This is a genomic window from Candidatus Omnitrophota bacterium (assembly GCA_028716245.1).
GTDB lineage: Bacteria > Omnitrophota > Gorgyraeia > Gygaellales > Profunditerraquicolaceae > UBA6249.
This window is the reverse complement of sequence record JAQUQW010000003.1, coordinates 1-15,896: the sequence shown is the minus strand read 5'-3', so window position 1 is coordinate 15,896 and position 15,896 is coordinate 1. Positions and strand designations below refer to the sequence as shown.

Sequence of the window (15,896 nt, the reverse complement as noted above, 5' to 3'; positions counted from 1 at the left end):
TTCTCCTTTTGTTCAAGATCTTTTAACCGAACTTGGCGTCCAGAGGGTGGAGTTGAATAATCTTTTGCAGGGGGTTAATTTAAGAAGAATCCGGCTTAAGAAATCACTATATACGCCATTTGTGAATATCTCCACCAGCCGTTTCTGCCCGATGGAGACAAGATTCCAAAAAATATACCGTATCAATGTTTGTAGAAGAGAGTGCCAGAAATACTATGATCTACTGCGTAAAAAAGCGGTTCCCAAGGTTATCTACAAAAGAGGGAATACCACTTTTTATAAAAATCCTTTAAGTTCCGCAGTTTTAAAAAATTGCGGAGTAGATAGAATAGTTTTTCAACCCGAATTACCTCTTTGACAATGAAATATCAATCCTACAATAATTTCTGGCAACGGCTGCATAGTTCTGCAAAAAATAAGGGTTTTCCTCTACGGGTAATGTTTGAATTGACTTACCGGTGTAATTTCCATTGCCGGCACTGTTATCTGCCGCATAGCTATAGAAAAAAAAGGGAAATAAAGACGAAAGAAGCCCTCCTTATTTTAGATGAGCTTAAAAACATCGGTTGTTTTTATTTAGGTTTTACCGGAGGGGAGGTATTCTTAAGAAAGGATATATTAAATATTTTCTGGTATGCCAAGAAAAAAGGGTTCGAAGTTATTATTTATACCAACGGTTCATTAATAGATAAAACGGTTGCCAAAGAATTAAAGCGGATTAGAGTAAATAAGGTGGATATCACTATTCCCGCGATGAGTAAGCCGGCTTTTGAACGTATCAGCGGAGTATTGGGCTCGCGGGAAAAAGTTTTTGCCGCCATTAATCTTCTGCGTGAAAATAAGGTAAGTTTGGGATTTAAAACTTGTGTGCTGCAAGAAAATGAATCCGAAATAAAAGATATTCAGGATTTTGCGCGTTCATCAGGCGCTTTGCATCGTTTGGATAACCTGCTTTCTCCTCGTTTAAATGGATCAGTGGAGCCGTATAGGCATAGAGGGCGGATAATAGAAGAGAGAAGAGAGAAGAGAGATAAAGAGACAAGTAGAGATTGCTTCACCCCGCCTTCGGCGGGGTTCGCAATGACAGGTGAGGAATCTTTCCGCAATGACGTGAACTTATTCAAATGTGGCGTAGGCATTAGCCAGGCGGCAATTACTCCGCAAGGAGAGCTTAAACCGTGTCTGATGATCGATTCTCCGAAGTTTAGGATATTAGGAGAAAATAAAGTAAAAAAAGCTGATTTTAGAGCGGCATGGGGACAATTAAAAGAATTCATTAGTTCTATTAAGCCGGATGAAAATTATAACTGTGGTAAATGCGAATTGCAAAGCTATTGCAAATGGTGCCCGGCCAGGGGCTGGCTTTATAATAAGACTTTTACTTCCTGCGAGCCGGAAAGCAGAAAAAATGCAAGAAATACAATACAAAACCTTTAGTTTAAAGACGCATAAAAAAAACTGGCATTTAAAAAGGCCGAATGTCTGCCAATTTGAATTGACTTTTAAATGCGGGATTCACTGTAAACACTGTTATACGGATTGTTATAATCGGCCGGGTTCCGCCTGCAACGAGCTCGGCACAAAAGAAGTTAAATTCATTTTAGACAAAATTCATAACGCCGGGGTAATCTGGTTATGTTTTACCGGGGGAGATCCTTTAGCTCGGAAAGACTTTTTGGAAATATATTCTTACGCGAAAAATAAGGGTTTTATCGTTACTATATTTACCAATGCTTGCTCAATGACGAAAGAAATCGCGGGTTATCTCAGAAAAAGCCCCCCATTTGTGATCGAGATTACTTTGAACGCGGTTACTAAAGGGCTGTATGAGAAGATCTCTCGAGTAGAAGGCTCGTTTGAAAAGGCAATGGCGGGTATAAAGTTAATAACCCAAAGAAGATTACCGTTAAAGATAAAAACACAGGTGATTAAGGATAATTTTAAGGAGTTGGGAAAAATAAAGGAATTTGTTGAGAGTTTAGGCCTGGGTTATCTGCCAAGCATATTCCTTCACTCCCGTTTAGACGGAAATCTAACGCCCTCGAGCTTAAGAGTTTCTTCTCAAGAAGTTTTAAGTCTAAATGGTAAGAAAGGGGCGATAGGAGACGATTGCAGATTATTATCGCAACCTTTAGCTTCCAGGCCGGCCAATAATTTATTTCAATGCGCGATTGGCGGAGGAGACGGCGTGCATATCGACCCTTATGGCAATCTATTTCCCTGTATCTGTATTAGAGAACCCAAAATAAATTTATTGAAAGAAAACATTGAACAGGCGCGCGACAGTATCTTAAGTTGGGTAAGGAGCAAAACTTTTACCATTAATTCCAAATGCAGGGTTTGTTCAATCAAAGGTGGTTGCCGCGTATGCCCGGGCAAGGCATTATTAGAAACAGGCAGCTTGGAGAAGCCTGTCGAGTGGTTTTGTGAATTGGCAAAAGCCTATCGATAACTATGCCAAAAATAAATATTTTATATTTAATTACCAAGTTGGAATTAGGGGGGGCCCAGAAGCAGTTGTTAGGTTTAATCAGCGGTTTAGATAAAGAGAGGTTTAGCGTTTTTCTCTTTACAGCTGAAAAAGGGCCAATGCTTCTTGATGCCGGCTCTATTGATGGGCTGATCCTTAAGCGTTCCAAGTGGTTAGGGCGGCCGATAAATCCTTGTAAGGATATTTTGGCCTTTTTCGAGATCTACGCTTTTATTAAAAAAAATAATATCCAGATTGTCCATACTCATAGCTCTAAGGCTGGTGTATTAGGCCGTTTGAGCGCAAGGTTTGCTAAAGTGAAGTTTATTTGTCATACTGTACACGGCTGGAGTTTTAACGATTTTCAGCCATTTTTCCGCCGTAAGCTATTCATTTTTCTGGAAAGGCTGAGCGCGCGTTTTACCGATAAAATAGTCGTTGCTTCTTATTCTGACAAACAAAAAGGTTTGGATAACCATATCGGCGATCCGGATAAGTTCCAACTTATACGCTATGGCATCGACTATTCGGAATTCACCTCAAGCGGTCTGGATATAAGAAAAGAATTAGGCCTAGATATGGAAGATTTAACAGTAGGGATGGTTTCCTGTTTTAAGCCGCAGAAGGCTCCGCAGGATTTTATCCGGCTGGCCTTTTTAGTCAATCAGAGGATGCCTTCCGTGAAATTTATTCTGGTAGGCGACGGAATTTTGCGCGCGAAGATTCAGGCGTCGATTAATAAATTTAACCTGCAGAAAAACGTAATCTTAACCGGCTGGCGCAGAGATATCAATAGGATATTGTCGGCAATAGATGTGTTTGTGCTGACTTCTTTATGGGAAGGCTTGCCTGTTACGGTATTGGAAGCCATAGTTTCATCTATCCCGGTTATCGCCACAAATACCGGGGGGATTGAGGAGATAATCATTGACGGTAAAACAGGATTTTTAGTTTTACCTCAGGATACGCGGGGCATGTCTGAAAAATTAGTTCTTTTATTAAAAGATGCCGATCTGCGCAGGCAGGTTGCCCGAAACGCGAGGAATAATTTAAATGGAGATTTCGCGGTTACGAATATGATAAAAAATTACCAGGATTTATATAATAAAGAATGAGGCAGGGTGTGCTCCCCGTTTATTTTTTCTTAATATTGTACGGATTTTTAGCGGGATTAATCCTTATCCATATGCTTAAGAAATTCAGCTTGAAGTATAACTTATTGATACCCAAAGGAATACCTCTTGTGGGTGGGATAGGGATGGGGTTGTCTTTTATTTTTGTTGTGTTGCTGTTTTTCCTTATTAACCAAGGACTGTCCAAAGAGATCGTTGGTATGATCGTCTCTTCAAGCGTGATGCTTGCTTTCGGGGTATTCGATGACTGGCGGGAGTTATCCATTGGCTCTAAATTTTTAATGCAAATCATCGCTGCCAGCATATTAATTTTATTTGGAATCAGAACGCAGATTGTCTATATCGGGAATATTTTAAATATAGTGGTTACTTTTATTTGGGTTTTGGGCATTAGCAATGCTTTTAATCATTTGGATATAATGGATGGTTTGGCCAGCGGAGTCGCGATTATCGTAAGCGCCGCTTTTTTGGCGATTTCAATTTTAAATGCCGATATTCGCAGCGCGACTTTATGTTTGGTTTTAATCGGGGCCGTTTTGAGTTTTTTCTTATATAACCGCCCTCCAGCCAAGATCTATATGGGTAATGCCGGCAGTCATTGGCTAGGGTTTATTTTAGCCGCGATTGCTTTAATCATAAGTTACGCGCCGCTGGATAGGAAAGCCGCCCTTTTAAGCCCGCTGCTTATCTTGGGCCTTCCGATATTTGATACTACGTTCCTGGTTTTGATCCGTTTAATTAATAAAAGCATACCTTTTAAGAAAAGCAACGATCACCTTGTTTTAAGATTCTCAGCTTTGGGTTACTCGAAGAAAAAGGTTTTGTTGATTATGTTCAGCCTCTGTTTGTTTTTTTGCTTATGCGGAATAGCGGCCAGCCGGGTTCCTAATTATTTAGGTGTGGGTATCATTACCTTCGCGGCCCTGGTAAGTTTGATTATCGGAATTAAGATGGGCAAAAAATATGATTGCCATAATTAAAGAAATATTAACCAGGAAGAATTTAATCGGTGAGCTGGTTTTAAAAGACCTTAAACTGCGTTATGGCCGGCCGATTTTGGGGCCATTTTGGGCGTTTTTATTACCTTTAACCACGGTTTTTATTTTTTATTTGGTATTTTCGGTTTTTTTGAAAGCTAAAACCGAAGAGGTGCCTTATGTTTTATATTTGATGTCCGCTATATTCCCCTGGCGTTTTTTTAATGATTCGATTACCTGTTCCGCCACTTGTTTAGTCGATAATAAAAATTTAATCCGGGAATCTAATTTTCCGTATTATTTTTTGCCGCTCTCGATTGTTTTGGCGAATTTGATTAATTTTTTGCCTTCTTTGGCAGTATTGATATTTACCGCTTTTTTCCTGTTAAAAGGATTACCGTTATTGATAATTTTATTGCCCTTGTTATTGTTAGTCCAGTTGTTAATGACTATTGGCTTGTCGATTATTTTTTCCCTGCTCTATGTAAAATACAGAGATCTCAAATATATTTTAGAAATAACGCTGACGGTTTCTTTCTATTTAACACCGGTATTTTATTCTCTTTATTTAGTAAAAAATTCTTTGGCGCCGGTTTTATTTAAAGCCTATCTTTATAATCCATTAACCGGGATATTGATTTTTTATCGATCCGTAATTCTAAAAGGTTTTTATCTTTTTATCGCTAAAGACCTGGGTTGGTTGTTTAGTATATCCCTAGTGGCTTGTTTTTCATTGGGAGTATTATTTTTAGGGTTTTATTGTTATCTGAGGTTTAAAGATAAAGTACATGACTACCTTTCCTGTTAAAATTTCTGAAAAAGATAATCCTGCTGAATTGACGAAGGCCCTAGAGTTAATTTCTGTGGGCAAAAAATACGCCCTTCAGGCGGGGCAAGTAAACAAAAAGGCAGTTGGTGAAGATTTTTGGGCCTTAAAAGATGTGTCTTTAAATGTATCCCCGGGTAAGATTTTAGGTATCCTGGGTAGAAATGGAGCAGGCAAAACCACGCTTTTAAATATTATTTCCGGAGTTTTCGCGCCCACGGAAGGAAAAATTATTTCCAAGGGCAGGGTTTTGGGATTATTCAATCTCGGGGTTGGTTTTCAGGATGAGTTTACCGGCAGAGAAAACATTTTTTTAAACGGAGCTGTCCTGGGCGCTTCCCGCAAAGAACTTAATGCCAAGTTAAATAAAATAATCGAGTTTTCGGAATTAGGTTCATTCGTTGATATGCCTTTAGGTACCTATTCTCAGGGGATGCGCCTGCGCTTAGCGTTTAGCATTATCGCGAATTTAGATTTCGATATTTTGGTTATTGATGAGGTTCTGACGGTAGGAGACGCGCTTTTTCAAAATAAATGCTTTGCGTGTTTAGTGGATTTCAGACGGCAGGGTAAAACCCTGGTGATCACAACCCAGAATTTGGATTTAATTGAAAGATTTTGCGATTATGCCGTTCTTCTTGAGCACGGCAGGCCATTATTTTATGGAAATCCGCTCGAAGGAATCAATAAATACAAGTCTGTTCTGAATACGGATAAATTTTTCGTTGGTCTTTTACCTAAGGCTAGGGTTTTAGCCGATAATACCAAGAAATGGGCTGATGATGTATCTATTTGGGGGCAGAAGCTTGGGGCAAAAGAAGTTGCCATTGAGTCGGCAGTGTTCTTGAATAAGTTCGGAATAAAATGTGAAGCTATAAAAAGCGGTGATCCTTTAACGATTAAAGTAAATTTTTACGCGCAAGAAACTATTCAGCAGCCGCATTTTGGAGTGGCGATATTTAGAAATGATGGAGTCTATTGTTATGGGCCAAATACCGAATTTGACGGTTACCAGATACCAAGGTTAAAGCCGGGCCGCGGCTGGTTTAAGCTGAGTTACCAGAAATTACTCTTGGCGCCCGGTGAATACAGGGTTTCTGTTGCAATCTGGGATAAGCGTGAAACGGTAGCTTTTGATTACCATAATGGTTATTATAAATTAATCGTTGGCGCGGGTAACCAAACAGGCGAGCTTTTAAGAATTCCATTTAAAACCTCAAGTAACCGATTTTTCAATTGGTTAAATAGAAATAGTTTAGCTGTGCCTTTGGCCGGCATATTGGGTGCTTCTGCCAATGCGTCTTTTCAAAATGAAGATATAGCCATTAACTCTGTAAAATTGTTAAATAAAAAAAACCAGGAGCAGCAGGTTTTCCAAACAAATGAAGCTGTGCGTTTAAATATAGGGATAAGCGCCAAAGGTAATGTTTATGGCAGGAGAATTTTATGGCTGGGAATCTTTAGGGATGATGGGGTTTATTGCCAGGGCCTAACTTTTCCTTTAGCCAATAAAAATATTTTTGAAGTGGATTTTCCGGAGTTATCCTTGTTACCCGGAGGATATAAAATTTATTGCGGGATTTGGGACAAAACCATGAAAAAGTTTTTAGTTTTTTCCAAAGACGCAATTTTCTTCCGTATGGTATTTGATAAACAAGATCACGGGACAGTTTATTTGAAACATATCTGGGCTTGGGACATGCCTTAATATGGACAAAAAATATCCTTTAGTCAGCATAATTACAGTTAATTATAACGGCAAGCATTTCTTGGCGGATTGTTTTGATTCGTTCCTTGCCTTAAATTACCCCAATGATAAGCTGGAGATTATTCTGGTTGACAATTGTTCCACGGATGGTTCAGTTGATTTCGTTCAAGAACGATATCCCCAGGTAACCTTATTGCAAAATGATGTAAATAATTATGCCCGGGCGAACAATTTAGGTATAAAAACAGCCAAGGGCGAATTTATCGCTTTAACTAATAACGATGTCAGGGTAGATAAGGATTGGCTTAGCGCATTGATAAGAACTGCCCAAAGCGACGAGTCCGTAGGAGCAGTTGGCAGCAAGATATTATTCATGGATGGTTCTATCCAAAGCGTAGGGCATCAAGAGTATCCTAATTTTTATTGGGGCGATATCGGATTTAGGGATAAAGATAACGGGCAATATAACGTAATAAAGCAAGTGTGCAGTATTTGTGGGTGTGCCGTGTTATACAGAAAGCAATGCCTGAAAGACGTTGGTTTTCTGGATGAAGATTTTAATCTATTTTTGGAAGATGTGGATATGAGCGTTAGATGCACAAAGACAGGGTGGAAACTTTTAAATTGCCCCCAGAGCGTTATTTATCATAAATTTCACGGTACGGTCGGCAATGAAGATAATGCCAGGCATTGGCAGGAGATAAACCGGCTTCTCTTAATTACCAAGCATTGGCCGGAAAAACTCGCGGAGGCTTTGTCCGGGAGGGATTATTTTACAGTAAAGAATGGTTATAATAGCGACCGTGACATAAGTTCTGTTTTAGGCAAGGTGTTTGGAAAGTTAATCAAAGAGCACGGATTGGAATTTACTAATAAATTGAGCGGTGATTTATTTAATGCTGTGCGTAGAATTTATAATTTTGAAAAAGACTACTTAATGCAAGTAACCAAGGATCAAAATCTGTTAATTGCTCTTAAGGATCAAGCAATTGCCGCCAAAAACCAGGAATTGGCATCTAGGGAGCGGGATTTAATATCTTGGCAGCGGCAGATAATAGAGCTGAAGCAGGATACGGAATTGCTCAGGCAACAGAAGGATCAAGCAATTGCCGCCAAAAACCAGGAATTGGCATCTAGGGAGCGGGATTTAATATCTTGGCAGCGGCAGATAATAGAGCTGAAGCAGGATACGGAATTGCTCAGGCAACAGAAGGATCAAGCAATTGCCGCCAAAAACCAGGAATTGGCATCTAGGGAGCGGGATTTAATATCTTGGCAGCGGCAGATAATAGAGCTGAAGCAGGATACGGAATTGCTCAGGCAGCAGAAAGATTTAGAATTAAATAGTAATAAGTTGCTGTTACAGGAAATAAGGAAAGAGCTGGATGGTATTTATGCATCTACCGGATATAAATATCTTTTGCGTCCTTTATGGGGTTTTTTATGGCCGATCAAGAGTATCTGTAAAAAACTGAGAACATTCCTGTCTAAAAAAATAAATATTATACTTGATGTGAAAGGAAAAGTTAAAAGTAATTTATTGTTTATGAAATTCCATCATTCCAATAATTTATTGAGCGTATTTTTGCGAAACATTTATAAGAAACAGAATGTTTGGCGGGTTGCGTATTATAACCATATTAAGAAGGGGACATTCGCGCCTCAGCCAGATACAGCTATTCTAATGATAACCAAAAGGTGCAATTTAACCTGTCAATTTTGTGATTTAAAAAATGGCTTCGAAGAAATGAAAACTGAAAATGCTTTTCAAATTATCGACAATTTAAATAAAATTGGCATCAAAGGAGTAGTCTTAACCGGAGGAGAACCATTCCTGCATAAAGGTTTGTTTGACATTATAGCGTATGCAAAGAAAAAAGAGATAAAGATTTCAGTTACTACTAATGGAAGTTTATTGCGCGGTTATATCCAGCAAATAATCAATTCAAAAATTGATGCAATTAATATCTCTTTGGATGGTTTTGAAGCAACTCATGATAGTTTGAGGAGGAAAAAAGGTTTGTATGAAGTGGTGAAGAATAACATCATTGAGCTCAAGGATAAACAACAGAATATCTCTATTAATTATGTTGTAACAAGAGATAATCTTAATGAACTGGAGGCTTTCTATAATTGGGCGCAAGGGCAGGTGATCCCTATGGATTTCTGGCCGGTTAATCACAGCAAAGCATTATTTATTAACCCCGATAATGAATATGATACGTTTCTAAGATTTGTGAAAAAGCTAACGAATAATAACCAAATACCCAGGCATAGATATATCTATTATCTTAGTGCTAAAAAATATTTAAACAGCAAGAATATGCTAAGAGTCAGGTGTCTTGGGCTTGCTCAGAGCTTAGGGATTTATGTGAATGGTGATATTCGTATTTGTTGTGTATGGGGGCAAACGCATCCATATATTGGCAATGCAATAAAAGATGATTTGGAAATACTGTGGCATTCTAAAGAATATCAGGAATTGAGAAGGGGTATATATAATAAAGGATGTTGTAATGGATGTTATAATTCAGCCCTAAGCGAATTCCTTAGGATTACTGGTAATGATTTTATTCTTGATAAGTAAGATAAAAGTTATTATTTATGTTTTTTGAGGAGATAATTAGTGGAAAATAAAATGTCCATTCAAATGGCTTTAACGGAAAGATGCAATTTAAAATGCAAACAATGTGATTTATGGGGAAGTAAGAATAAGAGGCAGGAATTGGATACTCAACAATGGAAAGATATTTTTATAAAAATTAAAGATTGGCTAGGGAGCTCCTATCAATTGAATTTTGGCGGGGGGGAACCTTTTATGCGCGAAGATATGGTTGAGCTTATTGAATTCTGCGCGGTAAATGATATAACAACTACTTTGGTTACAAATACTACTTTATTAAACAAAAATATAATAAAGCGCATATCAGGGATTAAAACCCTGACTGTTCTTGTATCGTTAGACGGTTTTAATAAAGAAATTCATAATAACCTGCGCGGAAAAGGTGTTTATGAAAATGTTATAGATACGCTGCATTTCTTTAAAGCTTGCAACAGGGAATGCCAAGTTGTTTTAGCCACAGTGATAATGAATGATAATTTTAAAGAAATTATCCCCATATTAAATGACTTGGTAGTCGATAAGCAATTGGCTGATTTTCAAATTGTGCAAGCATTATGGATTTCCGATTCCGCTAATCTATATGAAAATGGGTGGTATAAGAAAAACGCATTGTGGCCCCGGGAAGATAAAGTCGGCAGTTTATTATTGACTATAGATGAGTTGGTTGAACTTAAGAAAAAAAATGCCCCTATTTTAAATCCTCTCGGACAATTGCAGTTTTTTAAACTATATTTTACGCGATTAGAAAAATGTATCCCTGTTTTTCCTTGTGATATTGGTAAGAGGAATTTTTTGATTAATCCTTCCGGAGAGATTTTATTATGTTGGAATTTAAATCCCATAGGAAATATTTTAAAAGATTCCCCGGAGCGAATTTGGAATTCTGAAATTGCTGAACAGAGAAGAAAACAGATCTTGGCGTGTAAGCGGGTTTGCCGGATATTAAATTGTAATTTTAATTTTGACAATCCTCTTGCTATCGACATCACAAATTAAGACTCCTGATGAGTAATTTAAGAATAGCTTTGTTGCTTTGTCCTTGTTGGACAAATCTTTCTCCTCCCATAGGAATTTCATACCTAGCTTCTTCCTTGAAACAAAAAGGGTATTTTGTAAAATGCTTTGATTTCAATATTGATATTTATGATTTATTAAAAGAACAGAAAGTAGATTATTGGGGATTTAGTGAATACTATAAGTGGTTGGATCCCTTTTTTACGAATGAAGTTTTGCCTTTGATTAAAGAACATCTAGATAAGAAAATCGAAGAATTGTTATCATTTTCTCCGCATATAGTCGGGCTCACTCTTTTTTATACCAATGAGTTAACGAGTTTGTATGTGGCGGAACGGATTAAGAGCCGAAATAAAAATATTAAAATTGTATTTGGCGGCCCAAGGTGTTATGACGAGTTAAAAAATCCATATCTTCTGAAAGGCAATTCCGCAGATGCAATTGTCATTGGCGAAGGGGAAGGAACGTTGAATGAATTGGCGGATATTTTTTCAGTTGACAATGAATTCAGGGATACCAGAGGGGCTTTTATTAAAAAGGACGGTTCGGTGAATAAATTTGTATTCAGGAACGAGGTTGAACCGTTAGATAAGTTGCCTTTTCCGTATTTTGGGGATTTTGAACTGAAGAAATATAAACAATTTGCGTTGCCTTTATTGACATCTCGGGGATGCGTTGCCAAATGTGCGTTTTGCGGAGAAACAAGGTATTGGAATAAGTTTAGATCTAGGACCGCGAGTAATGTTTTTCAGGAAATAAAACACGATATTGATTGTTATAAGGTGAAAAATTTATTCTTCAATGATTCACTTATAAATGGTAATTTATCTGAATTATCCGAGCTAGCTAATTTAATAATTAAAGATAGCTTAAAAATAAATTGGGGCGGGTATGCGCGAGTAAATAAAATGATGGTTCCGGATTTATTTTTAAAATTAAAAACTGCAGGATGTAATTTTTTGTCTTATGGTATAGAAAGCGGTTCTCAGAACGTATTAAATTCAATGAATAAGCATATTTTACTAAGAGATGCGGAAAGCAACCTAGCCGATACTAAAAAATCCGGCATAGAAACACACATAAATTGGATTGTAGGATTTCCAACGGAGTCAGAGGTTGATTTTCTAAGATCTTTGATTTTTATTTATAAAAACCGTAGAAATATCTCTTATTTTAACCCCGGTCAATTATCCTGCGGGATTCCGTCCGATTCTAGTTTAGCGAACAATCCGGATAGATTTGGGATTGCAAAAAAAACTTTTTTGAATAGCTGGCGTACTAAATATTTTACCAACACTATTCTGCATAGAAAACTAAGATTAAAGATATTGAGGTTTTGGCTTTCTGTGTTGAGAATTAACCATTCATAACCTCCGTTTCAATATAGGGTTTGACAATGAAGAAGCTGCAACTACTCGTAACTGACACCGCACCATTATATCCGCCTCTTTGGGGAGGCCCCAAGAGGATTTGGAACCTTTACAGTAATTTTTCTGAAGAGTTGTTGGATATTACTTACACAGGTGTAAATTTTGGCTTGGGTAAAGATATAGAATATAGCTTTAAAAAAATTAAAAATAATTTCAAAGAAATTTTGTGTGCTTTACCGCCGCATTATTGCCTTTGGTATATTTTTAAGAAGTTAATTTTTAAAGACAATTCACTCGATTTATTCCCCTACCTGTGGATGCATACGGATTGGCAATTCAAGCATATTCTTAATTCCCAAAACGCGGATATCGTAGTTTGTTCGCATCCCTGGTCGGTATTAAGTTTAGATAAAAATAACCGGCAATTCTTCATTTATGACGCGCACAATTGCGAATATTTGCTTATGGGCCAGATTTTGGGAAAACATTTTCTAAAAAGTTTGGTGTTAGGGCAAGTATATAAGATTGAAAAAGAAGCGTGCGAAAGAAGTGATTTAATCCTGGCTTGTTCTGAAAATGAAAAAAATGATTTGGTTAAATTATATAAATTAAACCCCGATAAAATCGTTATTGTTACCAATGGGACAACGATAAGGGGAGGGATAGGGTCTCAGGAGAAACAATCGTATAAAGAAACGCTGAAAATTCAGGCAGATGAGAAGGTTGTGGTTTTTATCGGGGCTTATTATAAGCCAAATATTGACGCGCTTAAATTTATAATCAATAAGATCCTTCCTTTAGCCAAAGATATGAAATTCCTCATTCTGGGTTCAGTTTGTGATTTTTTGAAAGATCAACCGTTGCCGCAAAATGTAGTTTTATTAGGAAGGGTCTCAGAGGAGCAATTAGACGCCGTGTTAAAAGCTTCCGATATAGCGGTTAATCCTATGTTTAGTGGCTCAGGAATAAATATAAAGATGCTTGATTATATGGCATATGGCCTGCCGATTGTTAGTACTGAATGCGGCGCGCGCGGCATAGAGGCTGATGGCAAGCAGCCGATGATCGTATCATCGGCGGAAAATTTCGCCGAGAATTTAAAAATATTAAGCAACAATAGCCGGTTATGTGAACGTTTATCAGAAGATGGCAGAAGCTTAGCCGCCAAGCATTATGATTGGAAAATCATTAGCCATAAACTACAGGGGACCATAGTGGAGAGAATGAGAGATAAACAATGGGCAATAAACTAAAAATTCTCTTATTTTCTCCGTATTTGCCTTCCAGCGATACTGTTGGTTGCGCCCGTAAAATTTATGACTTCATCCTGCTGGCAAACCAAAGAGGGCATTCTGTTTATCTTTTATCTTTTTGCAGCCAGGAAGATAAAAAACGGGTCGCCGCGATTAGTCCATATTGCACTAATATTTATTTAGAATATTTAAAAGATTACCGGCGCTACCCGAATAAATCATTTTATTTTCAAAAAACTATAGAGGAATTTTCCAGGAATAGGACTGTTGATATTTTACAGTGCGAGAATTCATATCTAAGGCGTTATTTTCCCCCGGGGACAAAGATGCCTTCGGTTTTAGTCGAGCACGAAATTTTATCTGGTTCATTTTGGGAGCGGGCCGGGTTTGAGGGTAATCTGATTAAGAAGTTAATTTTATATGCCCGGGCAGTTAAAAAATCATTTGAAGAAAAAAACTGGTATCGCCAATTTAACCGGATTATCGTATTTTCCGAAGTTGATAAGAATATCATATTTTTGCGGCATAAAAGAAAAAATATAGATGTCATTGCTTTGGGCATAAATTCAAAAGAATATGCATTATCTCAAGAAAGCGAAAAATTATATGATCTTATCTTTGTGGGGAATTTTTCCCACTTCCCGAATGTCGACGCGGTATTATATTTTTGTAAAGAAATTCTGCCTTTAATCAAAAAAATCTTACCAAATGTATCTTTTTTAATTGCCGGGGCAAATCCGCCTTTATTGATAAAGAATCTACCCAAATTTGATAAGAATATTATGGTTACAGGATATATTGAGAATCTAAAAGATAGCTATGCTAAGAGCAAGATATTTGTTGCCCCTATTCGTTACGGGACAGGGATGCGTTTTAAGATCCTGGAAGCCTTAGCTTCAGGAATGGCGGTGGTAGCTACTTCTATTGGTGCCAGAGGGATAAATTCAAAAGATATTATTAAAATTGCGGATGGGAAATGGGAATTTGCCGCTGCGGTTATGGAATTGTTTGGTGCTTCGGATAAGCGGCGGGAGTTGGCAATAAGGGGCAGGACATCTGTGGAAAAATATTACGATTGGAGCAAGCTCTTGGATAAATATGAGAATATTTATCATAATCTGCTTCACCTGCGTCCAAATTAAAAGACGGATTTTTTATTCTTTTATTCTTGTTTTATTTATTTTTTTTGTTATACTGTTATACCTAAATAAATCGTTTACCCGTTTTATTCATGCATGACACACGCCTCTTAAAAAATATTCTCAAATATTTTGAGGAACAGGAAGATTCGGCTTCTTGCAAGATCAAGAAGGCCCATTTTGCTATTTCCGAATTTGGCAGTTTTAATAAAGAGCATTTCCTTGAGCATTATCAACAGGCAGTTTGCGGCACAAGGTTTGCGGGCCTGGAAATCGCCATCAATACCATACCTTTCGGCCCGGAGCTGGAGATTACCGGATTAGAGTTTGCAGGAGAAACGGAGGATAGAAAAAAGTGAAATATGCAAGTTTAAAGAAAACAAATCTTAATGATTGGTTGGAACATCTAAAGAAAAAGGCTAAGCTTTATGCCCCGCGTAAAAAAGAGAACCTTTTTGTCTTCCGTCCGGTAAAAGAGGTAGAGGAGGTTTGCCTGGAGTATATACCCACCATCTTGCCGCCGAAAAAATATTATTTTCCGCAGAAAGAAAAACTGTTTAAATTCAGCGCGCAGCCGTTTAAAACAGCCAAGGCCATCGATAAATTCGAGGATTTTATTCTTTTCGGGGTGCACACCTGCGATATCGCCGGAATCCAGTGTATGGACGTAGTCTTTAGGGACGCGCCGGAGGATCCCAATTACCTTAACCGCAAAGACAGGATGGCTATTATCGGTATAGAGTGTTTAAAATACTGCGATAAATACGCCAACTGCACTTCGATGGGCAACCATGTCCCGCGCGGAGGTTACGATTTGATGATGGTGGATTTGGGTGAAAAATTTATCATCCATATTAATTCCGAGAAAGGCGAAAAACTGGTTAGCGGGTTAGATTACATTAAAGAAGCTACGGAAACCGAGATGAACCTCCTTGAGCGCGCCAGGGAAGCTAAAAAGAAAATATTTAAGGAAGAATTTACCGGCCCGCTTCCGAAGGTTTACGATGCTTTTGATAAATTTTTTGCTTCAGCTGTTTGGAAAGATGTGGGCAAAAGGTGCGTTGCCTGCGGTAATTGCACTGCCGTATGCCCGACCTGTTATTGTTTTGATACCCAGGATGACCTGGAGCTATCTTTAAATGAAGGGGTGAGGTACCGTATCTGGAACTCCTGCCAGATGGATGATTTTGCCAAAGTTGCCGGAGGCGAAGATTTCCGGAAGGGGCGGGATGGCCGCCAGAGGCACAGGTATTATCGTAAATTCAAATATCCGGTTGATAAGTTTAACCGTTATTTTTGTACCGGCTGCGGAAGGTGCACGCGGACCTGTATGGCGGATATCAGCCTGATTGAAACTGTAAATTCCCTGCTTAGTGAAGAGGG

Annotated in this window: 14 protein-coding genes; all 14 read left to right on the top strand. The window is 38.1% G+C overall.

Annotation, left to right across the window (positions count from 1 at the left end; genetic code table 11):
* Window positions 1-358, top strand: a 358-nt coding sequence (locus PHG87_06150; protein ID MDD5477757.1) for a hypothetical protein, incomplete at its 5' end; no start/stop codon positions are given.
* Between the two features lie 80 nt (window positions 359-438).
* Window positions 439-1,437 carry a radical SAM protein gene (locus PHG87_06145; GenBank protein MDD5477756.1) on the top strand — a complete coding sequence of 333 codons (999 nt, stop codon included), beginning with the start codon at window positions 439-441 and terminating at the stop codon, window positions 1,435-1,437.
* Window positions 1,409-2,452, top strand: a complete 1,044-nt coding sequence (locus tag PHG87_06140) for a radical SAM protein (GenBank protein ID MDD5477755.1) — start codon at window positions 1,409-1,411, stop codon at window positions 2,450-2,452. Before PHG87_06145 ends, PHG87_06140 begins: the two co-directional genes overlap by 29 nt.
* A 2-nt stretch (window positions 2,453-2,454) precedes the next feature.
* Window positions 2,455-3,585: a glycosyltransferase family 4 protein gene (locus PHG87_06135; GenBank protein ID MDD5477754.1), complete on the top strand. Its 1,131-nt coding sequence runs from the start codon at window positions 2,455-2,457 to the stop codon at window positions 3,583-3,585.
* Entirely contained in the window at window positions 3,582-4,583 is a 1,002-nt protein-coding gene (locus PHG87_06130) for an MraY family glycosyltransferase (protein ID MDD5477753.1), read from the top strand. Before PHG87_06135 ends, PHG87_06130 begins: the two co-directional genes overlap by 4 nt.
* Window positions 4,567-5,388, top strand: a complete 822-nt coding sequence (locus PHG87_06125) for an ABC transporter permease (GenBank protein MDD5477752.1) — start codon at window positions 4,567-4,569, stop codon at window positions 5,386-5,388. The genes PHG87_06130 and PHG87_06125 overlap by 17 nt, the downstream gene beginning before the upstream one ends.
* Window positions 5,369-7,114 carry an ABC transporter ATP-binding protein gene (locus PHG87_06120; GenBank protein ID MDD5477751.1) on the top strand — a complete coding sequence of 582 codons (1,746 nt, stop codon included), beginning with the start codon at window positions 5,369-5,371 and terminating at the stop codon, window positions 7,112-7,114. The genes PHG87_06125 and PHG87_06120 overlap by 20 nt, the downstream gene beginning before the upstream one ends.
* A 1-nt stretch (window position 7,115) precedes the next feature.
* Window positions 7,116-9,701 carry a glycosyltransferase gene (locus tag PHG87_06115; protein ID MDD5477750.1) on the top strand — a complete coding sequence of 862 codons (2,586 nt, stop codon included), beginning with the start codon at window positions 7,116-7,118 and terminating at the stop codon, window positions 9,699-9,701.
* A gap of 39 nt (window positions 9,702-9,740) precedes the next feature.
* Window positions 9,741-10,733, top strand: a complete 993-nt coding sequence (locus PHG87_06110; GenBank protein ID MDD5477749.1) for a radical SAM protein — start codon at window positions 9,741-9,743, stop codon at window positions 10,731-10,733.
* Between the two features lie 8 nt (window positions 10,734-10,741).
* Entirely contained in the window at window positions 10,742-12,121 is a 1,380-nt protein-coding gene (locus tag PHG87_06105; GenBank protein MDD5477748.1) for a radical SAM protein, read from the top strand.
* A 26-nt stretch (window positions 12,122-12,147) separates the two neighbouring features.
* On the top strand, window positions 12,148-13,374 hold the full coding sequence (locus PHG87_06100) for a glycosyltransferase family 4 protein (protein MDD5477747.1): 1,227 nt from the start codon (window positions 12,148-12,150) through the stop codon (window positions 13,372-13,374).
* Window positions 13,359-14,516 (top strand): glycosyltransferase family 4 protein, encoded by a 1,158-nt coding sequence (locus PHG87_06095; GenBank protein ID MDD5477746.1) that lies wholly within the window; start codon window positions 13,359-13,361, stop codon window positions 14,514-14,516. Before PHG87_06100 ends, PHG87_06095 begins: the two co-directional genes overlap by 16 nt.
* Window positions 14,517-14,605: 89 nt before the next feature.
* On the top strand, window positions 14,606-14,872 hold the full coding sequence (locus PHG87_06090) for a hypothetical protein (protein ID MDD5477745.1): 267 nt from the start codon (window positions 14,606-14,608) through the stop codon (window positions 14,870-14,872).
* Window positions 14,869-15,896, top strand: a 1,028-nt coding sequence (locus PHG87_06085) for a 4Fe-4S dicluster domain-containing protein (protein ID MDD5477744.1), incomplete at its 3' end; no start/stop codon positions are given. The genes PHG87_06090 and PHG87_06085, both read left to right, overlap by 4 nt.